At 44.8% G+C, this 22,719-nt stretch carries 24 protein-coding genes and 1 other annotated feature; of the genes, 12 read left to right on the forward strand and 12 right to left on the reverse strand.

Annotation, left to right across the window (positions count from 1 at the left end; translation table 11 throughout):
- Positions 1 to 7: 7 nt before the first annotated feature.
- Complete coding sequence (gene cidR / locus CW370_RS12325; protein WP_003227377.1) at positions 8 to 913, reverse strand: cidABC operon transcriptional activator CidR; 906 nt, start codon at positions 911 to 913, stop codon at positions 8 to 10.
- Positions 914 to 1,018: 105 nt separating this feature from the next.
- Between cidR and CW370_RS12330 the strand changes: the two genes are divergently transcribed.
- The 4 genes from CW370_RS12330 to CW370_RS12345 all read left to right on the forward strand — a co-directional run bounded on the left by CW370_RS12330 (position 1,019) and on the right by CW370_RS12345 (position 3,601).
- Positions 1,019 to 1,405, forward strand: a complete 387-nt coding sequence (locus CW370_RS12330; RefSeq protein ID WP_003227375.1) for a CidA/LrgA family holin-like protein — start codon at positions 1,019 to 1,021, stop codon at positions 1,403 to 1,405.
- Positions 1,387 to 2,064: a CidB/LrgB family autolysis modulator gene (locus CW370_RS12335; protein WP_003227371.1), complete on the forward strand. Its 678-nt coding sequence runs from the start codon at positions 1,387 to 1,389 to the stop codon at positions 2,062 to 2,064. Before CW370_RS12330 ends, CW370_RS12335 begins: the two co-directional genes overlap by 19 nt.
- 103 nt (positions 2,065 to 2,167) lie before the next feature.
- Entirely contained in the window at positions 2,168 to 3,370 is a 1,203-nt protein-coding gene (locus tag CW370_RS12340) for an MFS transporter (RefSeq protein WP_015250930.1), read from the forward strand.
- Between the two features lie 33 nt (positions 3,371 to 3,403).
- Positions 3,404 to 3,601: a YwbE family protein gene (locus CW370_RS12345; protein WP_015385004.1), complete on the forward strand. Its 198-nt coding sequence runs from the start codon at positions 3,404 to 3,406 to the stop codon at positions 3,599 to 3,601.
- A gap of 33 nt (positions 3,602 to 3,634) precedes the next feature.
- On the opposite strand, the gene CW370_RS12350 is transcribed toward CW370_RS12345, so the two are convergent.
- On the reverse strand, positions 3,635 to 4,822 hold the full coding sequence (locus CW370_RS12350) for a class I SAM-dependent rRNA methyltransferase (protein ID WP_024571772.1): 1,188 nt from the start codon (positions 4,820 to 4,822) through the stop codon (positions 3,635 to 3,637).
- A gap of 120 nt (positions 4,823 to 4,942) precedes the next feature.
- Between CW370_RS12350 and glxA the strand changes: the two genes are divergently transcribed.
- Positions 4,943 to 5,323, forward strand: a complete 381-nt coding sequence (gene glxA, locus CW370_RS12355; RefSeq protein ID WP_003227362.1) for a glyoxalase GlxA — start codon at positions 4,943 to 4,945, stop codon at positions 5,321 to 5,323.
- Positions 5,324 to 5,361: 38 nt separating this feature from the next.
- Here glxA and CW370_RS12360 read toward each other — a convergent pair whose 3' ends face one another.
- Complete coding sequence (locus CW370_RS12360; RefSeq protein WP_024571771.1) at positions 5,362 to 6,039, reverse strand: DUF2711 domain-containing protein; 678 nt, start codon at positions 6,037 to 6,039, stop codon at positions 5,362 to 5,364.
- A 77-nt stretch (positions 6,040 to 6,116) separates the two neighbouring features.
- On the reverse strand, positions 6,117 to 7,451 hold the full coding sequence (gene celB / locus CW370_RS12365; protein WP_029946268.1) for a PTS cellobiose transporter subunit IIC: 1,335 nt from the start codon (positions 7,449 to 7,451) through the stop codon (positions 6,117 to 6,119).
- Positions 7,452 to 7,670: 219 nt separating this feature from the next.
- On the opposite strand from celB, the gene epr reads away from it, so the two are divergent.
- The 3 genes from epr to sacY all read left to right on the forward strand — a co-directional run bounded on the left by epr (position 7,671) and on the right by sacY (position 12,310).
- Positions 7,671 to 9,608: a minor protease Epr gene (gene epr, locus CW370_RS12370; protein WP_024572917.1), complete on the forward strand. Its 1,938-nt coding sequence runs from the start codon at positions 7,671 to 7,673 to the stop codon at positions 9,606 to 9,608.
- A gap of 426 nt (positions 9,609 to 10,034) precedes the next feature.
- Positions 10,035 to 11,414, forward strand: coding sequence for a SacY negative regulator SacX (gene sacX, locus CW370_RS12375; protein WP_024572918.1), 1,380 nt, complete (start codon positions 10,035 to 10,037; stop codon positions 11,412 to 11,414).
- 53 nt (positions 11,415 to 11,467) lie between these two features.
- A complete protein-coding gene (gene sacY / locus CW370_RS12380) occupies positions 11,468 to 12,310 on the forward strand; it encodes a transcription antiterminator SacY (protein ID WP_003244589.1) in 843 nt (280 codons plus the stop codon).
- Between the two features lie 52 nt (positions 12,311 to 12,362).
- On the opposite strand, the gene CW370_RS12385 is transcribed toward sacY, so the two are convergent.
- Together CW370_RS12385 and CW370_RS12390 are read right to left on the reverse strand one after the other, a co-directional pair.
- Positions 12,363 to 13,223, reverse strand: a complete 861-nt coding sequence (locus CW370_RS12385) for a glycosyltransferase family 8 protein (RefSeq protein ID WP_015714932.1) — start codon at positions 13,221 to 13,223, stop codon at positions 12,363 to 12,365.
- A 109-nt stretch (positions 13,224 to 13,332) separates the two neighbouring features.
- Positions 13,333 to 14,046 (reverse strand): YwaF family protein, encoded by a 714-nt coding sequence (locus tag CW370_RS12390; protein ID WP_024572602.1) that lies wholly within the window; start codon positions 14,044 to 14,046, stop codon positions 13,333 to 13,335.
- 150 nt (positions 14,047 to 14,196) lie between these two features.
- On the opposite strand from CW370_RS12390, the gene ywaE reads away from it, so the two are divergent.
- From ywaE to ywaD, 3 genes are all read left to right on the forward strand, one after another.
- A complete protein-coding gene (gene ywaE, locus CW370_RS12395) occupies positions 14,197 to 14,712 on the forward strand; it encodes a tyrZ transcriptional regulator YwaE (protein ID WP_024572601.1) in 516 nt (171 codons plus the stop codon).
- Positions 14,707 to 14,921, forward strand: a binding site (T-box leader). Its footprint overlaps the gene before it by 6 nt.
- Positions 14,922 to 14,962: 41 nt before the next feature.
- Positions 14,963 to 16,204, forward strand: coding sequence for a tyrosine--tRNA ligase (gene tyrS / locus CW370_RS12400; protein WP_080262636.1), 1,242 nt, complete (start codon positions 14,963 to 14,965; stop codon positions 16,202 to 16,204).
- A 155-nt stretch (positions 16,205 to 16,359) separates the two neighbouring features.
- On the forward strand, positions 16,360 to 17,727 hold the full coding sequence (gene ywaD / locus CW370_RS12405) for an aminopeptidase YwaD (protein ID WP_029946269.1): 1,368 nt from the start codon (positions 16,360 to 16,362) through the stop codon (positions 17,725 to 17,727).
- A gap of 48 nt (positions 17,728 to 17,775) precedes the next feature.
- Here the strand turns inward: ywaD and CW370_RS12410 are convergent, their stop codons facing one another.
- From CW370_RS12410 to CW370_RS21275, 6 genes are all read right to left on the reverse strand, one after another.
- Positions 17,776 to 18,615, reverse strand: coding sequence for a helix-turn-helix transcriptional regulator (locus tag CW370_RS12410; protein ID WP_024572548.1), 840 nt, complete (start codon positions 18,613 to 18,615; stop codon positions 17,776 to 17,778).
- 67 nt (positions 18,616 to 18,682) lie between these two features.
- Positions 18,683 to 19,066, reverse strand: coding sequence for a carboxymuconolactone decarboxylase family protein (locus CW370_RS12415; RefSeq protein ID WP_024572547.1), 384 nt, complete (start codon positions 19,064 to 19,066; stop codon positions 18,683 to 18,685).
- 6 nt (positions 19,067 to 19,072) lie between these two features.
- Complete coding sequence (locus CW370_RS12420; RefSeq protein WP_029946271.1) at positions 19,073 to 20,266, reverse strand: MFS transporter; 1,194 nt, start codon at positions 20,264 to 20,266, stop codon at positions 19,073 to 19,075.
- Positions 20,267 to 20,408: 142 nt separating this feature from the next.
- Positions 20,409 to 21,041, reverse strand: coding sequence for a GTP pyrophosphokinase YwaC (gene ywaC / locus CW370_RS12425; protein WP_003244564.1), 633 nt, complete (start codon positions 21,039 to 21,041; stop codon positions 20,409 to 20,411).
- Positions 21,042 to 21,182: 141 nt separating this feature from the next.
- Positions 21,183 to 22,118 carry a 1,4-dihydroxy-2-naphthoate polyprenyltransferase gene (locus tag CW370_RS12430; protein WP_015250916.1) on the reverse strand — a complete coding sequence of 312 codons (936 nt, stop codon included), beginning with the start codon at positions 22,116 to 22,118 and terminating at the stop codon, positions 21,183 to 21,185.
- A 162-nt stretch (positions 22,119 to 22,280) separates the two neighbouring features.
- Positions 22,281 to 22,415 (reverse strand): hypothetical protein, encoded by a 135-nt coding sequence (locus CW370_RS21275; RefSeq protein ID WP_021480955.1) that lies wholly within the window; start codon positions 22,413 to 22,415, stop codon positions 22,281 to 22,283.
- A 149-nt stretch (positions 22,416 to 22,564) separates the two neighbouring features.
- Between CW370_RS21275 and CW370_RS12440 the strand changes: the two genes are divergently transcribed.
- Positions 22,565 to 22,714, forward strand: coding sequence for a teichoic acid D-Ala incorporation-associated protein DltX (locus CW370_RS12440; RefSeq protein WP_003227330.1), 150 nt, complete (start codon positions 22,565 to 22,567; stop codon positions 22,712 to 22,714).
- Positions 22,715 to 22,719: the final 5 nt, after the last annotated feature.

The following is a 22,719-nucleotide window of genomic DNA, read 5'->3' on the forward strand; positions in this document are numbered from 1 at the left end:
GTTTGCATCATCCTTTACTATCTTTTTTCGGGTCCCATAAATACGATTTCGTATGTTCGAGCCAAGCTCTGGCGGCAAACGACAAGTACCGGTCCTTTCTCCAAATAATGGCGAGGTGCCAAGGGATGACCGGATCAACAAGCGGAATGACTTTCACTTTTTCCGGGTCAAGGCCGCGGCAGATCCGTTCCGGCAAAAGCCCGATCCCAAGGTTGGCTGATACCATCTCACTAATAAAATCCCATTGTGATGTTTCATAAATGATATGGGGCCGGAACCCAGCCTTGATACATTCCGTCATAATTCGGTTGTGCAGGACAAAATCCTCCCTGAAGAAAATAAAAGGCTCGTCCTTCAACTCACGCAGCTGACATTCTTTCTCATCAGCCAGCCGGTGGGAAGGGTGAACGACAAGCATTAAGGTTTCTTTTACGATTGTAAACGAATGAAAGATATCTTCGTTTGCAGGAAGGACCACAACGCCGATATCAAGAGAGCCGTCCCCGACACCTTCTTGGACTTTTATAGAACCGTCTTCGACTAGCTGAAAGGTGACATTCGGATAGTTTTCACGGAAATCGCCGAGCACTCTCGGGAAAAACCCCGATCCAATCATCGGCGGCAGTCCAATCCGTACGTGCCCTTTCTTGACTTCCATAATATCATTTAATTCTGACGTCAGGTTTTGAAATGATTTAATGATTTCCTGCGCCTGCACATACATGCTATGGCCGGCATCAGTCAGTTCTACCTGCCTGCCGTTTCGGTAAAACAGTTCAATTCCGAGCTCTTCTTCTAAATTTTTGATCATTTTTGATATCGTCGGCTGAGAAACATAAAGGGATTGGGAAGCCTTCGTAAAACTTTTTAAACGGGCGACTTCCAAGAAATATGTTAAATGGCGGATATCCATGTGCTTCACCCTTTCTATAGACAAAAGGAATACTTCTTATTCTTAATATATATTTTACCTATAGCGAGACCTTATGTACAATAAGTATATAAGGGAGGCATCAATATGAAAAAACTGTTGCTAACCGTTATTCAAATCGCTCTGTTATTTATATTTGCTCGGCTGATTAATTGGGTGACAGCCCTTCTTCATATAAATATTCCCGGCAGTATAATAGGGATTGTGATTCTTTTCACATTATTGCACTTTAACATTATCAAGCTTGAATGGATAGAGCTTGGTGCAGCGTGGCTTCTCGGGGAGCTGCTTTTATTTTTTATCCCGTCTGCCGTCGGAGTGATTGAATACGGAGACATTATGTCGAAATTTGGTGTCAGCATTCTGCTTGTTGTCATCATCAGCACGTTTGTCGTGATGGTGTCTACAGGAACGCTTACACAACTCATTGCAAAGAGAAAGGAGAAAAAGCATACGTGTTCATCGGAATTGTAAGTTTGTTTTTAACGGTTTTGGTGTATTTAGGAGCAAAAAAGGTATATCAACGCTTTCCGCGTGTTTATACGTCGCCGCTATTGGTGACGCCCGCTGTGTTAGTCGGTCTGCTGCTGCTGGTGAATGTCCCGTACGAGTCCTATAATCTCGGCGGCGGATTGCTGACCGATATGCTACAGCCGGCCACCGTGGCATTCGCGATCCCGCTATATAAATATTTCCCTGTTTTAAAGAAATACGCAGTGGAAATTATTTTGAATGTGGCCGTCGGTTCATGCATCGCGATTATTTCTACCGCTCTTATTGCGAAATGGCTTCACCTCGGCACCGGCTTAATTGACAGCCTCGTCCCGAGATCAGTGACAACGCCGATCGCGATGAACGTATCTGAAATGATCGGCGGAATGCCTGCCGTCACAGCCGTGTTTGTGATTTTAACCGCTTTGCTCGGCACAGTGATCGGCCCGATGGTCATCCGTTACTTCCGCATTGATAACGAAATCGCGCGGGGCGTGCTGCTTGGCACAAGCGCACACGGAGCGGGAACGTCAAAAGCATTTGAGCTCAGCTCTGTGTCCGGCACAATTTCAAGCGTATCGATGATCTTAGCTGCGATTATGACGCTTTGCGCGGCGCCATTTTTGCTTTCATTTATGTAAAAAACTGTCCTCTCGAGGGCAGTTTTTTTTATGTGCTTCCCCTTATTGAAAAGCTGACGAATTCCAATATAATGTATTTGTGGATACCAAAGGAGGCACCCTGATGCACAACTTGCAGGTGAGACGGCATTATGCCGCGTTAAAAGGATTTTATTTGTTTGCTTTTCTCGGTACGGGCAGCATGATTCCCTTACTCAGTATGTATTTAACGAAGGAACAGCATTTAAGCGGATCACAGGTCGGCTTGATCATGTCACTGGGCCCGATTGTGATGATTTTCTTTCAGCCGTTTTGGGGCATGCTGAGCGACTATACGCAAAAAACGAAAGGTTTGCTGGCGGTTTGCACATCAATCACAGGCATCATTGGATTAGCCTATATTGCATTTGACAGTTTCCCTCTGTTTATTTTGATTGCGGCCTGTTTTGCAGCCTTTCAAAGCACGATTATTCCACTTTCGGACAGCATTTCACTAAGGTACACACAAGAAACAAACGGCAACTACGGCGGAATCCGCCTGTTTGGCTCTCTCGGCTTCGGCGTCGCGGTGTTTGCCATGGGACAGGTGACGAACCAGCTGTACCCCATTCACGTGATCTTTATCTTTGGCTGTGCCTTTCTGTGCATTGCCGCCATATTGGCTTCTCAAATGCCGGGCCAGCAAAAAACGAAAACAAAGGTCAATATCCGCAAAGGATTCCGGGAGCTTATCAGCAACAAAACCTTCCTCATCTTTATGATCATCACCTTTACGACATTTGCTCCAAACTTAGCGAACAATACGTATTTCAGTCTTTTTCTGGACAAAAGCGGCGCATCTCTCTCCGCTATCGGCATTTTATTTTTCATCGGCGTGATTTCAGAAATACCATTTATGCGGTTTGCCCAAACATTTATAGATAAAATGGGGCTGCTCAACGTCATTATGCTGTCAGGCGGAGTCTCATTATTCAGGTGGGCGCTCTATTTCACGGCGCCTTCACTATGGATCATTTATGCGACGGTCTTTCTTCAGGGAGTGGCCATCGGTTTATTTATCCCGGCGGCGCTTCAATATGTGAAAAAGATTACCCCAAGACACGTTGAAGCGACGGCGCTGACCATGTACGCCGCCATTGGCAACGGGTTCGGCAACTGGTTCTGCACATTTGCAGGCGGGTACATTTTTGACTACGTGTCGATTTTCGCGGTCTACTTGCTTTTCGGTATTCTGAGCATAGCAGGCTTTGGCCTGACATTATATTTAATGAAGGCTGAAAAAAACAAACATACACTTCATCAGCCGGCTGTTACTTTTAAACCATAATGACTATAATGAACAAAAGAAAGGATGTGCGTTATGAACGGGCAAGAGCGAAACAGCATTTCGAAAGGGTTGCAGGTTGATATTGTATTGAAAGCAGATCAAAAAACAGGAAAACTGACGAGAGGGACAGTGAAGGATATTTTGACGAAATCAAGCTTTCATCCGCATGGCATTAAAGTCCGTCTTGAAGATGGCCGCATCGGCCGCGTCCAGCAGATCATTTCTACATAAAAAAAGCTGCCCCTGAACAGGGCAGCTTTTTCATTATTTTTTCTGCAGAAGGACCACTTTCAGGTAGTTGCCTTCCGGAAATGCCGAAATCGTTTTGAAATCCTCCGGCAGCGTAAATTCCTCAATGATGGTGTAGCGTTCGTTTGTTTCTTTAAATGCGGCATCGATAAAGCCTTTGAATTTCTTCATGCCAAAGGCGCTGCTGTTTGTAGAGGCAACAATGACACCCTTGTCAGCAGTGATGGCGATCGTTTCCTTCAGCAGGTTTTTATAATCCTTGGCCGCGCTGAAGGTGCGTTTTTTTGTGCGCGCAAAGGAAGGCGGATCGAGAATAATCAGATCAAAGCGCAAATCCTTTTTTGCAGCATATGAAAAATAGTTAAACACGTCCATCACTTTAATGTCGTGCGCTTCGTAATCCAGCTTGTTCACGCTGAATTGCTCGATCGTTTTGGCCAGGCTTCGGTTTGCCACGTCAACGCTTGTTGTTTTCTCCGCTCCGCCAAGCGCCGCTGCCACGGAGAATGCACCCGTATAAGAAAACGTATTTAAAACGGTTTTCCCTTTTGCATAGCGGTCTCTGATCGCCTTGCGCACATGTCTCTGATCCAAAAAGATGCCCGTCATGGCGCCTTCATTCAGATCCACCGCGTATTGAATGCCATTCTCTTGGATGATGATCGGGAACTCGCCCCTTCTCCCTTTCACGAAGTCATCATCTTCAACGTATTGTCCAGCCGTGTCGAAGCGTTTCTTCTCGTAAATCGCTTTATAATCAAGATCCATCTCATCCAATGCGGAAATCAGCATGTCTTTAAAGATGTAAATTCCCTTGCTGTACCATTGAATCAGCAGGTAGCCGTCATAATAGTCGATGGTGACGCCGCCGACACCGTCGCCCTCACCGTTGAACAGGCGGAAAGCTGTTGTATCTTGAGCCTCAAATAGTTTGGCGCGCGCTTGGGCCGCTTTTATTAATTTGGTGAGAAAAAATGCCTGGTCAACCTGTTCATGTTTATTGCGGGTAAGCGTCCAGCCGACCCCTTTGTTTTGCAGGCCGTAATAGCCCCGCGCGAGAAACTCGCCGCTCTCAGACACGATATCAACGAGGTCTCCTTCTTTCATGTGCCCCGCACTCCCTGCGAGAGCTTCTTTTTCAATAAGGGGATAGCCTTTTTTGATTTTGGCAGCGTGTGCTTTTTTTAGGGTGAGTAGCTTCATATATGTCGTCCTCTTTCCGTTTGCTTTCTCTTATCGTACCACAAAACGCCAAGATGTCTGCATTGACAGAAATGAAAGGTTTTTCTACGATAGACAAAAAGAGTTTCGAGGAGGAGCAGCATGCCAAAACGAATTGACCATACAGGCATCATGGTAAGAGATATTAACGCGTCCATCACATTTTATGAAGAGGTACTCGGCATGAAATTGAAGGATCGCATCACACACACGAACGGTGTAATCGAGCTTGCATTTCTTGGCTTTGAAGACGGCCCGGAAACAGAAATTGAACTGATTCAAGGCTACAGCAGCGAGCTTCCCGCTGAAGGAAAAGTGCACCACATTGCCCTGCTGACTGATGACATCGCGGCTGAATATACAAAAGCGGAAAAAATGAACGCAAAATTTATCGACGAGGAGATCACAACACTTCCAAACGGATACCGTTATTTCTATATCGAAGGCCCTGACGGTGAGTGGATTGAGTTCTTTCAGCGATAAAAAAAAAGAACGTACATTTTGTGATGTACGTTCTTTTTTTATCTATACCAACTGATATACGTTGACTCATCGCAAATCATAGATTCCCAGCCCATACGCTGAACCAGGTCATTGATGTTTTTATCTTTTGCTAAGAAGACATTAATGAATGAGTCATATACACTCATAAACACAAAGTCCATTTTCTCATCAGTCAAAACGAGCTCTGCTGCGGCTTCATCAAGAACCGTCCGCAAGTTGGCCTCAGTTATGTCCAAAACGCCACGGTTTTCCACAATCGGTTCTGCGTAATAAAACCGATTGGATCCGTTCGCACCTAACACCTTTACCAAACTCGGAATATGAAAATTTGAAATATGATCCTCACTGGGATAATAGAGGTCTCCATTTATGTTTTCATGTAACACCTCAGCCAAATCCTCTCTCGCGAACTCGTCCCTTAAAGCGCCTATCGACGTCATTAAAGCCAGCGCCAGCTCAGCATGTGTTTGAAAGCCGCAAGAAGACATAACCTTCTTCCAGGAAACAGCCTTGCCTTTTTCTCTGATTTCATCATCGTTTGGATAAATATGCTCGTAATCATGTTTTCTTTTTGCATTCTCCCATCCTTCAGGCATTTGGATAAAAGGAGAAAAAATAAGAGCAGCTGATGAGTATTCAACAGGTATTTGTTGTAAGATCGGTGATTCGTCATCGAACCATATATAATCTAGCATGCGCACCTCCTTTACATATTCTAACATTCCCTTTCATTTGAAAGAAGATGATCAGCCTATGACAGGCTGATCATCTATCACATCACATTTTTATCCCCAGATTCAACCGCACTCTCTTCCCGCCATTTTTGATGATCCCATATTCTGAAAAACGGATAGTAGATGGCACAGGTGATCAGCAGATTTACCAGCTGCATAACGGCGCCCGACACCTTTCCGCCTGTCGCCAGGTAACCTGATATGAGCGGCGGCATCGTCCATGGCACCGCGATTCCGGCCGGTCTTGCCACCAGCCCGGTGCTCATGCCGATATAAGTCGCGGTAATCGTGAGGAGCGGTGCGATGATAAATGGGACAATAAGGAGCGGATTCATGACAATCGGCATGCCGAAAATGATCGGCTCGTTGATATTAAAAAGCGCGGGCCCAATCCCTAATCGGCCAAGCTGCTTCATTTGTTTGCTGCGAGATCGGACAAGCATCGTCAGGACAAGCGCCAGTGTCGCTCCGCTCCCGCCGACATTGATCCAAATTTGAAAAAACTGAGTCGTAAAAATACTCGGCAGCGCCTCGCCCGCTTGGAAGGCGAGACGGTTGGCATCCATCGCGCCGTACCAAATCGGCGCCATGATTCCGCCAATGATGGAAGCCCCGTGAATCCCGCACGACCAAAGCAGCATCTGTACAAATTCAGCAATCAGGCTTCCGCCGAGACTGCCGCCAAGGATGGAAAGCGGTGTGCCAAGCAGGTCTCCTACGACATTGTGCAGACTCTGAAAAGGTGTCATTTCAATCAGAAGACGCGCCAGCCATACGAGAAGCACAATGATAAAGCCGGGAATCAGCGCGACAAATGATTTGCTTACCGCAGGCGGCACACCGTCTGGCATTTTGAAGACGATATTTTTTTGAATAATGTACCGATAGATTTCGGTTGAAAACAAGGCGATCAGCATGGCGACAAATAAGCCCTTGCTGCCAAGCAGCGTGATCGGGATTCCGCCCCCTACCATGATGGACTCCGTTGAGCCATCCGGTGTAAACGGCACCTCAAACGGCGTTGCCAATAGAAATGCGGCAATTGAAATCGCTCCGGCCGAAAGGGCATCAACACCATAGCTTTCCGCCAGCCGATAAGCGATCCCGAAAGCGGCGATCATCGCCATAATATCAAACGAAGCATTGACGGGATATCCGAGCTTATCAGCCCACTCCTTCCCAAACACACTCGCCATGAAATCAGCATACCCCGGAATCGGCAGGCTCGTTAAAATCAAGAAGACAGACCCGATAATAATCAGCGGCATGGTCAGGATAATTCCGTCACGCAAAGCGCTGAGGTGCCGCTGTCCGGCAATTTTCCCGGCGACAGGCATTATTTTTTCTTCCATTACCCGAGTGAATGCGCTCATCTTAAAAGCCCCCTTTTCTCATTGCTTTGTGAACAACCTCCGCAATGTTTTCTTTATCTTATTTTGAAAACGCTTACAAATTCATTTGGAAAATTTCCTCTTCCTGCGGAAAAAATCTGCATTTTGCCAAACAATCCTGTCTATGAAAAATTTTTATCTATTAATCTCTCTTTTTTCTCCGATATATATATCAAACATCATAGAAAAAGGAGATTAATCATGAAAAACATGTCTTGCAAACTTGTTGTATCAGTCACTCTGTTTTTCAGTTTTCTCGCCATAGGCCCTCTCGCTCATGCGCAAAACAGCAGCGAGAAAGAGGTTATTGTGGTTTATAAAAACAAGGCCGGAAAGGAAACCATCCTGGATAGTGATGCTGATGTTGAACAGCAGTATAAGCATCTTCCCGCGGTAGCGGTCACAGCAGACCAGGAGACAGTAAAAGAATTAAAGCAGGATCCTGATATTTTGTATGTAGAAAACAACGTATCATTTACCGCAGCAGACAGCACGGATTTCAAACTGCTGTCAGACGGCACTGACACCTCTGACAACTTTGAGCAATGGAACCTTGAGCCCATTCAGGTGAAACAGGCTTGGAAGGCAGGACTGACAGGAAAAAATATCAAAATTGCCGTCATTGACAGCGGGATCTCCCCCCACGATGACCTGTCGATTGCCGGCGGGTATTCAGCTGTCAGTTATACCTCTTCTTACAAAGATGATAACGGCCACGGAACACATGTCGCAGGGATTATCGGAGCCAAGCATAACGGCTACGGAATTGACGGCATCGCACCGGAAGCACAAATATACGCGGTTAAAGCGCTTGATCAGAACGGCTCGGGGGATCTTCAAAGTCTTCTCCAAGGAATTGACTGGTCGATCGCAAACGGGATGGACATCGTCAATATGAGCCTTGGCACGACGTCAGACAGCAAAATCCTTCATGAGGCCGTGAACAAAGCATATGAACAAGGTGTTCTGCTTGTTGCCGCAAGCGGTAACGACGGAAACGGCAAGCCAGTGAATTATCCGGCGGCATACAGCAGTGTCGTTGCTGTTTCAGCAACAAACGAAAAGAATCAGCTTGCCTCCTTCTCAACAACTGGAGATGAAGTTGAATTTTCAGCGCCGGGGACAAACATCACAAGCACTTACTTAAACCAGTATTATGCAACAGGAAGCGGAACATCCCAAGCGACACCGCACGCCGCTGCCATGTTTGCCTTGTTAAAACAGCGTGATCCTGCCGAGACAAACGTCCAGCTTCGCGAGGAAATGCGGAGAAATATCGTTGATCTTGGTACCGCAGGCCGCGATCAGCAATTTGGCTACGGCTTAATCCAATATAAAGCACAGGCAACAGATTCAGCGTACGCGGCAGCAGAGCAAGCGGTGAAAAAAGCGGAACAAACAAAAGCACAAACCGATATCGACAAAGCGCGAGAACTCGTCAGCCAGCTGCCGGGTTCCGACGCCAAAACTGCCCTGCAAAAAAGACTGGATAAAGTACAGTCATACAGAAATGTAAAAGATGCGAAAGACAAAGTCGCAAAGGCAGAAAAATATAAAACACAGCAAACCGTTGATACAGCACAAACTGCCATCAACAAGCTGCCAAACGGAACAGACAAAAAGAACCTTCAAAAACGCTTAGACCAAGTAAAACGCTACATTGCGTCAAAGCAAGCGAAAGACAAAGTTGCGAAAGCGGAAAAAAGCAAAAAGAAAACAGATGTGGACAGCGCACAATCAGCAATTGGCAAGCTGCCTGCAAGTTCAGAAAAAACGTCCCTGCAGAAACGCCTTAACAAAGTGAAGAGCACCAATTTGAAGACGGCGCAGCAATCCGTATCTGCGGCCGAAAAGAAATCAACTGATGCAAATACGGCAAAAGCACAATCAGCCGTCAATCAGCTTCAAGCAGGCAAGGACAAAACGGCATTGCAAAAACGGTTAGACAAAGTGAAGAAAAAGGTGGCGGCGGCTGAAGCAAAAAAAGTCGAAACTGCCAAGGCAAAAGTGAAGAAAGCGGAAAAAGACAAAACAAAGAAATCGAAGACATCCGCTCAGTCTGCAGTGAATCAATTAAAAGCATCCAATGAAAAAACAAAGCTGCAAAAACGGCTGAACGCCGTCAAACCGAAAAAGTAACCAAAAACCTTTAAGACTTGCATTCCAGGTCTTAAAGGTTTTTTACATTCTAAGAAAATCGTACACAACCTTTTTCCCATCCGCCTCACAGGCTTTTCATACTATTGCTATACAGCCATGAACAGCATAAAATGAACGTTATTACAGTTATCACCACATATGGCGGGATTGTGACTGGGCAGGCAGGCAAGACCCAATGATGCAAAGGGAGTATTAGTGCCTAAAAAGCAGGGCATTTTAACTCTTCTTTTCGTGTTGGGCTCATAACGGCGCCTTGGACAACCCCTATTCTCATGCTCCGTCGTCGACGCGGGCATTTTTGTCATTTTCAGCCGGTATTTCTCACTTTTTTCATTTTGATTGTCAACTTTTCATTTGATACGATGAACAAGCCGACTTTTCTTCAGCAAAGGAGGTTTTGATTGCTTGCATAAAGAGATTGCAAAAGAATTACTGCTGCTCGCAGGAGGAAAAAACAATATTATCAGCATCAGCCATTGTACGACCCGTCTTCGTTTTGATGTAAAGGACGAGACGAAAATTGATATACATGCCATTGAGAACCTGCAAGGTGTGCAGGGCACCTTTTTCCGTTATGGGCTTTTCCAGATTATCTTCGGAGCAGGCGTCGTCAACAAAATATATAAAGAAGTCGTTCATGTATGGGAGAACGCGCCTTCTGAAGAACCTGTCCACCAGAAAAAAGCCAGCCGGAAGCTGAACCCTGCCGCAGCTTTTGCGAAAACACTGTCCGATATTTTTGTGCCGATTATTCCGGCAATAACAGCAAGCGGCCTGCTCATGGGGCTGATCGGCATGATTAAGGTGTTTCACTGGTTCGCTGCCGGCAGCCCATGGATTAAAATGCTCGACCTCGTGTCCAGCACAGCCTTTATTTTACTGCCGATTTTAGTCGGCTTCAGTGCCGCACGGCAATTTGGCAGCAACCCATACCTAGGGGCAGTGATCGCGGGGCTTTTGACGCATCCTGATCTGCTGGACCCGTCTATGCTCGGCAGCAAAACCCCGTCTTCTTTAGACATATGGGGGCTTCATATCCCGATGATGGGGTATCAGGGTTCCATGATACCGATTCTTCTCTCCGTTTTTGTCATGAGCAAAATTGAGAAGCTATTAAAATCGATTGTGCCGAAGTCACTTGATGTCGTGATTATTCCCTTTATTACGGTCATGGTGACAGGGTGCCTCGCGCTGATTGTGATGAATCCCGCCGCGTCCATCATCGGCCAGATCATGACACAATCGATCGTCTATATCTATGATCACGCCGGCATTGCCGCCGGAGCCCTTTTCGGCGGCATCTACTCCACCATCGTCCTATCTGGATTGCATCATAGCTTTTATGCAATTGAGGCAACGCTGCTTGCTAATCCGCATGTCGGTGTCAACTTTTTAGTGCCGATATGGTCGATGGCGAATGTGGCCCAAGGCGGAGCGGGGCTTGCGGTATTCCTCAAAACGAAACAATCAAGCCTGAAGAAAATTGCGCTCCCCGCTTCTCTGACCGCGTTTTTAGGCATTGTTGAGCCGATTGTATTCGGGGTAAATCTCAAACTGATCCGTCCCTTTATCGGAGCAGCCATCGGCGGTGCTATTGGCGGAGCGTACGTGGTTGCGGTACAAGTTGTGGCAAATTCCTACGGGCTGACAGGCATTCCGATGATTTCAATTGTGCTGCCGTTTGGCGCCGCGAATTTTGTTCATTATATGATCGGTTTTTTGATCGCAGCCGTCTCTGCTTTTATAGCTACATTGTTTCTCGGGTTTAAAGAAGAGACAGAATAACTGGATTTATTCGTTTTCATTCATAAAACGGGGGATGAAAGGACAAAAAAGCTATGAAAATTAAAAGAATCTTAAATCATAATGCTATCGTCGTAAAGGATCAAAATGAAGAGAAGATTCTCTTGGGTGCAGGAATTGCGTTTAACAAAAAGAAGAATGATATTGTCGATCCGTCAAAAATAGAAAAAACCTTTATCAGAAAAGATACACCTGACTATAAGCAGTTCGAAGAGATTTTAGAAACATTGCCTGAAGACCACATTCAGATTTCTGAGCAAATTATCTCTCATGCCGAAAAAGAGCTGAACATCAAAATCAACGAGCGCATTCATGTCGCTTTTTCAGACCATCTTTCCTTTGCGATTGAACGCCTGAGCAATGGGATGGTCATTAAAAATCCGCTGCTGAATGAAATCAAAGTCCTTTATCCGAAGGAGTTCCAGATCGGCTTATGGGCCAGAGCACTGATTAAAGATAAACTGGGGATTCACATTCCTGATGATGAAATCGGCAATATCGCCATGCATATTCACACAGCAAGAAACAATGCCGGCGATATGACACAAACGCTTGATATTACAACAATGATCCGTGATATTATCGAGATTATCGAAATTCAACTGTCTATTAATATCGTTGAAGATACCATCTCTTATGAACGGCTTGTGACCCATCTCCGCTTTGCCATTCAGCATATCAAAGCAGGCGAATCCATTTACGAGCTGGACGCAGAAATGATCGACATCATTAAAGAGAAGTTTAAGGATGCCTTCCTGTGTGCCCTAAGCATCGGCACCTTTGTGAAGAAGGAATACGGCTTTGAATTTCCTGAAAAAGAATTGTGCTACATCGCCATGCATATTCAGCGGTTCTACCAACGGTCAGTCGCACGCTGAGACAAACAAAAAACGCTTTTGATCATCTCAAAAGCGTTTTTTTATATCTGTATTATTGGTTGATCGCCGGATTCCCAATCGTATTCCACTTCGTATAGGACATGTAATGGAAATACTCATCGCGATACGGATGTTTTGTATTGGAGTTCCAAGGCTTTTCTCCGCCGCAGAAGTGCACGATTGCCGGGTTTTCTCTTGTTTCATTATATTGCTTCCGCCCTAACAGAGTCGATGGGGTTTTCAGCTTTAACATGATATAGGTTTGAGCGTTCCAGCGCGGATGAAGTTCATACCACTGATCATACAAGATCGCATTCAGTGCATCTTGGTCATGCAGCACAAGAAAGTCTTCGTCTGGGTGTTCATTGATAAAGTTGATGACTTTTTCTGTGATGTTTTGCTTTCTCCAAGACTCAAAATCAATAATCATGATACCTGAGTTAAAATACTTCCCTGTATCAGTGACGTTCATTTCTTTCAGGCGTTCATGCTGCCCCGCATCCTCAACAGCGGCTACGGTGTATGGCGCAATGTCTAAGTCCCATAGCTTAGAAATATCCTCTAGGACAAGCGCATCACAATCGATGTAAATCATTCGTTTGATGCTTTCATCCTTAATTAAGTCGGGAATCGAAATGCGGTAATACGCGGCTTTTGTAATATGGCTGCTCTCTACCGCATGTTCATACATTTTGGTATCCACTTCTAAAAACTCAATCGGCACTCCGAATTTCAAAGTGGTTTCTTCCAGTCTTTTTTTGTTATCAGGCTTAATTCCGCCATCAATGACGTATAATTTTACCTCTCTCTCCTGATCCATGTTAGTCAATAAAGAAACGAACATCCCACCTAAATGACGAGCATAATTATCATCTGCGCATGATACGATATGCATGATTTCATCTTTCCTCAATGGTATTCATCTCCCTTTTTGTTGTACAAGTTACATACCCTTTTTCAAAAAAATAAACACGTTCTCCGACATTTTTTAAAACAGAATGTGTGATACAACAAAAAAGGTGTCATTTTTTGAAGATGCGATAAAGCCAATAAAGAATGAAAAAGCTTGCGATTGTGATGGCTTCAGCCGAGACGATATACCACGGCCATGGCCCGAGAACATCTAAGAGAGAGGATCCGCCCGGTTTTTTCGTCAAATACATATAATTCGCGCCAAGCCAGCGATCAATCAGGAAAATACAGACGCCGTACACATTAACAAGCAGGACTGTCACCCATAACGAGCGCTGGCCCATTCTGTAGGTGCCAATCACAGCCATCAGCAGACAGGATAAAAACACAGACCCGTGAGAAATAAAAAAGAGGATATATCGGATATGCGGAAATGAAAACATTCCGAGGTCAGGAGTGGCAAGAGCCTGAATCGAACTGCCGATGCCGGCAAAAAACAAAAACACAAACAGCTTTCTGCTTTTTGTCACTAACATAATAGCTGACAAATACACCGACAGGTCACTAAGCTGGAGAGGCAATGAAGTGCGCACCGACCACCTGCCCGTGGCGACCATCCATATTTGATAGCCGATTTGCGAACCAAGCAAAAGAAACACAAACAGAGAACGCAAAAACCGGCTGGCCCTCGGCTGCTTGACCCCCTCTTGGAACAAAAACAACAGAATGGCCAAAAGGGCGATAATCGCTAACGTCACTACATGCTCTGTCGAAAACAGATGAAACGGATCATGCTTATAGACGGATTGAACATATTTTTGCAAAACTGCACCCCCGTTTGCGGGTTTTTGTTTATTTTGGCGTTGTTTGGGCTTTTTTTATTCAACCGATATATGGGCTTGAAGTTCACATCAGACTCTGTTACAATTCGTTTCATAGCTAATGATTCTGATAATTTAAGGCAGGCCTAAAAAATGGAACGTTCACATCAATATCAGCAGCTTCGGAAGGAAGAACACGATACACTTTCTAAGCTCAAACAAATGCCCGTCGAGTCACTCAACCTAGAAGCCATTTCGATCGCTACGAATCTGTATCGGTCTGCACAAAGGCTCCGTGTCAAAATGGAGACTGAGGTTCTTTCTTCCTATAACCTTTCTTGGACCGCTTTCTCCATTCTTTATGATCTATGGGTATGGGGAGCGCTCGAAACGAGAAAAATCGCTGAGCTGTCAGGGATATCTACAGCTACAGCAAGCAACGTGATCAAAACGCTCGAAAAAAAGAGTTTTTGCCGTAAAAGCATTGACACAAGAGATCGGCGACTCGTGTTTGTCTCAATCACCGATTCCGGCAAACAAGCAATCGAAGAACTCTACCCGGAGTTTCACAAAGGGGAAACAGAGCTCATTGCGGGAATGACGAAGGACGAACAGAAAATATTGACAGGGCTGCTTAGAAAGGTAGCTGACAATCTTCATACAACATAAGCTTTGACGGGAATCCAGTAGCGGTTTGTCTCCCTGTTTCAGAGAGCCGGCGGAAGGTGCGAGCCGGCACACAGCAAACGTGAATTACCTCCCCGAGCTTTCTTTGTGAACCTTAAAAGTAGCAAAGAACGGGAAACCGTTATTCGAATGAGCGGAAGACAATGTCTTCAACCAGGGTGGTACCGCGTGCATTGAGCCACGTCCCTTATCGGGATGGGCTCTTTTTTGTGTTTGTAAAAAAGGAGGAAAAATGATGAGAACATTTGAGCAGCTCACAGCGTCACAGCAAAAAGAGGTAGAAAGACAGCTTCAGCTATACATGACAGGCGCCCACGAAGTCATACCGCCGGAGGAATTAAAGGCAAAGCTCGTGAAATCAATTTCCACGGGCACGCCGCTTAAAATTAAGCTCGGATTAGATCCGTCTGCACCGGATGTACATTTGGGCCATACGGTTGTGTTAAATAAGCTTCGCCAATTTCAAGAAAACGGCCACATTGTCCAGCTGTTAATTGGGGATTTCACAGGAAAAATTGGTGATCCGACGGGAAAATCGGCAGCCAGAAAGCAACTGACTGATGAAGAAGTTCAGCACAATGCCAAAACCTACTTTGAGCAATTCGGAAAAGTGCTTGATCCAGAAAAAGTCGAGCTTCACTATAACTCAAAATGGCTGAAAACATTGAATCTGGAAGATGTCATTGAATTAGCAGGGAAAATAACGGTAGCCCGCCTGATGGAGCGCGACGACTTTGAAGAACGCATCGCCATGCAAAAACCAATCTCACTGCATGAATTCTTTTACCCATTGATGCAGGGATATGATTCTGTCGTTCTCGAAAGTGATATTGAATTAGGCGGAACGGATCAGCATTTCAATGTCCTCATGGGACGGCATTTCCAAGAACGATACAACAAAGAAAAACAAGTCGTCATCCTTATGCCGCTCTTGGAAGGCTTGGATGGCGTCGAAAAAATGTCAAAGTCGAAACACAACTACATCGGCATTAACGAACATCCAAACGACATGTATGGAAAAACGATGTCACTGCCCGACAGCCTGATGAAAAAATACATCCACTTGGCAACAGACTTAGAGCTTGAAGAGAAAAAACAGCTCGTGAAAGACTTAGAAACCGGCGCAGTTCATCCGCGTGATGCCAAAATGCTTTTAGCCAAAACAATCGTCCGAATGTATCACGGAGAGAAAGCAGCAGAAGCTGCCGAACACTCGTTTAAAACAGTCTTTCAGGAAAACAGCCTTCCTGATGATATTCCGTCTGTCCAATGGGAAGGCGAGAAAACAATCGCGATTGTCGATCTGCTCGTTACATTGAAGCTCCTCTCTTCGAAGAGCGAGGCGCGCCGCATGATTCAAAACGGAGGTGTACGCATCGACGGAGAGAAAATAACAGATGTTCACGCCAAAGTAGAGATAAGAGAGAATATGATCATCCAAGTCGGCAAACGCAAGTTTTTAAAGCTCCAATAGTCTGATATTCCGAAACGCTTATGACCCTTCATTCATAAGCGTTTTTTTGCAGGTATAAAGCACTGTCTTTTCAAAAACGCTCTCCATCTTGCAGGAAACTCCTTTAGCATCCCGAAATATTCCCCAACCATACATTTAGGGGAGGTTTATTTTTGATGAAAAAGCTTTTGACTGTCATGACGATGGCTGTTTTAACTGCCGGCACACTGCTCTTGCCGGCACAGAGTGTCACCCCTGCCGCGCACGCTGTACAAATATCAAATAGCGAGCGCGAGCTTCCATTCAAAGCAAAACATGCGTACTCTACCATTTCTCAGCTAAGTGAAGCAATCGGCCCCAGAATAGCCGGAACTGCAGCTGAAAAAAAGAGTGCCCTATTGATCGCCTCATCAATGAGAAAATTAAAGCTTGATGTGAAGGTTCAACGATTCAACATTCCTGACCGGCTTGAGGGAACACTGTCTTCAGCAGGACGCGATATTCTTCTCCAAGCGGCGTCCGGCTCAGCTCCGACTGAGGAACAAGGACTGAGGGCCCCGCTTTACAATGCGGGATTGGGCTATCAAAAGGACTTTACCGCTGACGCCAAGGGCAAAATCGCCTTAATTTCCAGAGGAGACCTGACTTATTACGAGAAAGCCAAAAATGCCGAAGCCGCCGGAGCAAAAGCTGTCATCATTTATAACAACAAAGAAAGCCTCGTGCCTATGACGCCAAACCTGTCGGGAAATAAAGTCGGCATTCCGGTCGTCGGCATTAAGAAAGAAGACGGTGAAGCACTTACCCAGCAAAAAGAAGCCACCTTAAAACTAAAAGCATTCACAAACCAAACCTCCCAGAATATCATCGGAATCAAAAAACCAAAGAACATCAAACATCCAGACATTGTGTACGTGACGGCCCATTACGACAGTGTTCCTTTTTCACCCGGAGCAAATGACAATGGCTCAGGAACCTCTGTTATGCTGGAGATGGCGCGTGTCTTAAAAAGCGTTCCATCTGATAAAGAAATCCGCTTTATCGCTTTCGGCGCCGAAGAGCTCGGCCTGCTCGGCTCCTCTCACTATGTACATCATCTATCGGAAAAAGAGCTGAAACGAAGCAAAGTGAACTTCAACTTAGATATGGTAGGCACAAGCTGGGAAAAAGCGTCTGAGCTGTATGTCAACACATTGGATGGCCAATCTAACTATGTTTGGGAATCCAGCCATACGGCTGCTGAAAAAATTGGGTTTGACAGCCTGTCTCTGACACAGGGAGGATCATCTGATCATGTGCCATTCCACGAAGCCGGCATTGATTCCGCCAACTTTATTTGGGGAGACCCGGAAACAGAAGAAGTTGAGCCGTGGTATCATACCCCTGAAGACTCGATCGAACATATCAGCAAAGAACGCCTCCAGCAAGCAGGCGATCTTGTGACAGCCGCTGTCTATGAGGCTGTGAAAAAAGAGAAGAAACCGAAAACCATTAAGAAACAAATGAAGGCCAAAGCAACTGACATTTTTGAAGATATCAAATAAAAAAAGACGGCACTTGGGTGCCGTCTTTTTTTTATAATGATCAGCTGTTTAGCCGTCTATAAGTAAAGCTTTCAGTTTATCAACTGTATTTTCTTTTTCTAACGGCCGGTAAATGGTCAGTTTCAAATCAGGAGAGTCATATATTTGTAATGTCATATGCTCCATCACCATTTTTCCGGCTGCCGGGTGATGAAGTACTTTTTCTCCTGCGTGTGTGCCTAATACTTCGTGGTGGTTCCACCATTTTTTAAATTCGGGGCTTCTTTCAGTTAACTCATCGATCAGCTCTTTTATCCATGCTTCCCCAAGAAACCGGCTGGCTGTCGATCGAAACTGTGCGATAAGTTTTTTGGCGTGGCTTTCCCAGTCGTCAAGCAGATCCCGATACTCCTTCGAGGTGAAACATCGCCATATGGCGTTCCTTTCCTTACTGCCCATTTGGCCAAAATTGCCGAACACAGCACAAGCTGCTGTGTTCCAAGCAATAACGTCCCACTTTTCGTCAGTCACATAAACAGGGCAATTGGTTAAATGATCAATAAAGTGCTGCACAGCTAGAGGAAGGCTCTTATTATCTTCATCCTGATCATCTAAAGGAACATGATGGCCAGCCAACAGAAAGACATGACGCTTTTCCTCATAATTCAATTTGAGCACTCTCGATATGCTTTCCAGTACCTGTGTCGATACCCGAATATCCCTTCCCTGCTCCAGCCATGTGTACCATGTGACACCTATACCGGACAGCTGGGCTAATTCCTCTCTTCTCAAGCCTGTTGTTTTCCTTCTGGTGCCCATAGGCAATCCAAACTCTTGCGGAGAAAGCTGTGCCCTTTTAAGTTTTAAAAACTCCCCTAGCTCTTTCCGTTTTTCTGCCATACTGTCCACATACACACTCTCCTTCTGCATAGAATTTCCTATTAGTATTCTACATAAAAAGGAGAAGGTTTTTATATTATTTGTTTCGTTCTGCAAATACTTCAGCGGCCACAGGAAGAATGGTATTCAGTGCATTCGGGAAACCTGAGTAAATAATCATCTGCATCATGACTTCTATGAGTTCTTCTTGTGTCCATCCGACATTCAGGGCTCCGTTAATATAGAATTTTAGCTGCTGGGTATTGCCCAATGCAGTCAATCCAGCAACGGTTGCTAATAATCTGGATTTCAGATCAAGACCCGGTCTTGAAAAAATCTGACCGTAGTTAAACTCCACGGCAAGCACACCAAGGTCCGGAGCGATGGAATGTTTAAAATTGTCCACGATCGCTTCATAGTTCTCCTCATCAATTTGTTTCAGAATATCTAACCCTTTTTTATAACATTCACTTGTTCGCATCAGCTTCTATCTCCCTTCCAATATCGCTTTTTTAGTAGTACGATTTATGGTAATCCTTGAACTGAAGGCAATACCGACCATGATCATCCCCAGGATACAAACACCGTTCCAATGAAACAGCATCCAGACCGCACCCCCTGCATACGATCCCAAGGCGCCGCCTAAAAACGTGCTGACCATAAAGATGCCATTCAATCTGCTTCTCATTTCAGCCGACAATTTGAAAATCTCCGCCTGACACGCTACCTGATTCGCCTGAATGCCCATGGTGATGAATAAAGCGCCGAATACAATCACAATCAATGAAGTCTGGCCTGCCATTAATAAAACAAATGACAATAAGGTAAAAGACATACAAAGCTTGTTGGAAAAAGCAGCTCCTTTTTGATCAATAACCCGGCCGATCAGCGGAGTTGCAAAAGCCCCGCCAATTCCCACCAAACCGATTGTTCCGGCAGTCTGGCTGCCAAACGAGAATGGAGGTTCACTCACCATAAACACTAACGTCGTCCAAAATAAACTGAAGGCGCCGAACATGAAGCCTTGGTTTACACATGCTTTTCTTAACACTTTCTCCTTGATCAAAAGCGGAAATAAAGAAGAAATGAGTTTTCCGTAATGAAATGCATGTGTCCCTTTGCTTTTCGGAAAGCAGAAGTGAATGATCAACATAATGATGACGGCTGCTGCACAGGCAATCCAATACATTATCCGCCAGCCATAATGGGCATCTATCGCCCCGCTGACCACTCTCGCCCCTAAAATTCCGCAAACCAAGCCGATAGCTACGTTTCCGAGTACTTTTCCTCTGTTCCTGTCATTTGCTAAACCTGCCGCAAACGGCACAAGGATTTGAGGAATAATCGTGAAGAATCCCAATAATAAATTTGTGATGACTAGCCATGGAAAGCTTACAGCTAACGCTGAAGCGGCCGAACAAACCCCCACTAAGAATAGCAGGCTCACAATTAAGCGGCGGCGTTCAAAAAGATCTCCCAATGGAACAAGCAGAAGGTTCCCCGCCGCATAGCCAATCTGCGCCAATGTAGCAATCATCCCAGCTTGTGCCGGCGTCACATGAAACGTGCCTGCCATGCTGACAAGCAATGTTTGATTGATATAGACATTAGCTACCGTAAACCCGCTAGTCACCGCTATAAGAAAAATCAAACCTCTCGATAATGAAATGGAATGGTTCATGTTTACCTCCTTTCTTCATGCATGATAAAGCAGGTTCAATCATGGAAACAGAAGTGAGTTTATACTGGTATAAAAAGTACTAGCAAGCAAAGCAAAAAAGCGAAACCCTGTCAGGCTTCGCTTTTGTAAAAAATTTTGTTTATCAATCCACTTCTTTCTTAATCCCCAGCATTTTCTCATCTAGGTAATGGGCAATCTCCGCGGCTTCCTTCAGCTCATCTGTTAATTGCTTAGGAACGTCATTGTTCAATTTATAATAAATTTTATGTTCAAGGCTCGCCCAGAAATCCATCGCGATTGTCCGGATTTGAATTTCTGCTTTGACGTATTCCACACGGTTCGTTAAATTCACAGGCATCTCAATGATTAAATGCAGGCTTCGATAGCCATTCGGTTTGGGTGTCTGGATATAATCCTTTACCTTTACGATTCTCAAATCTTCATGCTGCTTCAACACATTCACGACATTATAAATGTCAGAAATAAAGGAACAGATGATGCGCACGCCGGCAATGTCGTGAATATGCTCCTTCATTTCCTTCGTCGTAATCTCACAGCCCTTTCTCATTAACTTATTCACGATGCTTTCAAAGCTTTTGACACGGGATTTTGTATGTTCAATTGGGTTGTGTCCGTGAATGAGGTTATATTCCTGGCTAATAATTGAGAACTTTGTATCGAGCGCATCTAGCGCAAATTTATAAACTAATAATTCATTTTTCCAGTCTTCCATTACTGTTTTTAAATCGTCCATATGTGTTACAGATAAATCCATTTTCGTCATCTCCTTTAACGGAACTTTATCCGCTGTCCATGTACTAGACGTCCCTGTCTGCTGCAAGGTTCTATGAATTTTTTTACAAAATGCGGTCGATTGTAACAAAAAAAGACCGCACGAAACGAGCGGTCTTTTTTATTATCGGAAGTAGCTGATCAATAATCCGATCGAGAGCAGGAATCCGAAAAATGTATTTGTTTGGGCTGTTGATTTCATTGCGACAATCATATTCATCGGCATTTCTTTTTGGACGAAGCCCTTCACTGCTTGAACCGGCTTAGGCACGCTTAAAAAGACGACAAACAGCCATGGGCTTGCGGCACCGGTAATAACCAAGCCGACAACCCAGATATAAGCGACGGCAAACGACGCAGCTAACAGAGTAACAGCTCCCTTATGCCCCATCAAAATCGCCAATGTTTTGCGTCCGCCTTTTTTGTCCTCTTCAATATCACGAATGTTGTTCGACAGGTTAATCGCGCCGACAAGAATCGCAATCGGGATGGAAATCAAAATGCTTTGCGTGTTGATCATATCTGTCTGAATGAAAAACGAAATCAGCACAAACACCGAACCCATGCAAATGCCTGAGAATAATTCACCGAACGGCGTGTACGCAATCGGCAGCGGCCCGCCTGTATACAGGTAGCCGATCGCCATGCCGACAAGGCCGATCAGCGCAAGCCACCAGCTGCTGCTCGCACAAATATAGACACCGAGCAAAATGGCAATCCCGTATGAGGCAAGAGCTAATTGCAAAATCGTTTTAGGCTTCATTCCGTGGCGTACAATTGCCCCTCCGATTCCGACTGATTCTGCTGTATCTAATCCGCGTTTAAAATCATAGTATTCATTAAATAAGTTCGTCGCGATCTGGATCCATAGGCAAGAAAACAGCATAGCCAAAAACAGCAGCAGATCAACCTTCACATAAAACATCGCCAAAACGGTTCCGAGCAGCACAGGCACAAACGATGCGGTTAACGTATGAGGACGAGTTAACTGCCAAAGGATCTGCCCCATGCTTTCTTTTTGCGGCGCTGTCTGACCCTCACCCTTATTTGTTTGGTTCATCTTCCTCTTCCTTTCTATTAAAAGGCTTACTTTTTTTCAGCCGGCAGCTTAATAAAAAACTCCTTTTGCTTCCTTATCTATCATAATGACTTCTCCCCTATTTCACAAGATACCGCAAGAAGGCGTTTTCTTTCTTATTATACGCTTCTCGCCCCGATTTCATTAGGTTTCTGCTTTCACTTGAACGAACAGGTACAGAAAAATTTTTTTAAGTACATTACACTTTTTAAAAGTTAAAAAGATCTTTTGACTCCAGCTATCTTTTCCTTTATTATGAATCAGCTCGAAACATTCCATTCTTGCCCTTGCAGGTATAAAGATTCATTTTCAAAAACATACGCCGATATATTAATTTGAGGGAGATTAGGGAAAAAATGAAACTTTTTGAGCATCTGATCGTCAAATACTCATGTGATTGTCGAAAAAACGGGAAGGGAATTTTTGATATGCTGCAATTAATGAAACAGCTGTATGAAAAACCCGCTGTCAAGTGGACATGTCATACAGGCTTTTATTTGATGATACTGCTTGTTTTGTTTTTTATGTATGGTTTTCACACCGCGAATACCGGTTCATATATTTATAACGATTTCTAATTGGA

The sequence above is a fragment of the Bacillus sp. SN32 genome (assembly GCF_002837495.1).
GTDB lineage: Bacteria > Bacillota > Bacilli > Bacillales > Bacillaceae > Bacillus > Bacillus subtilis.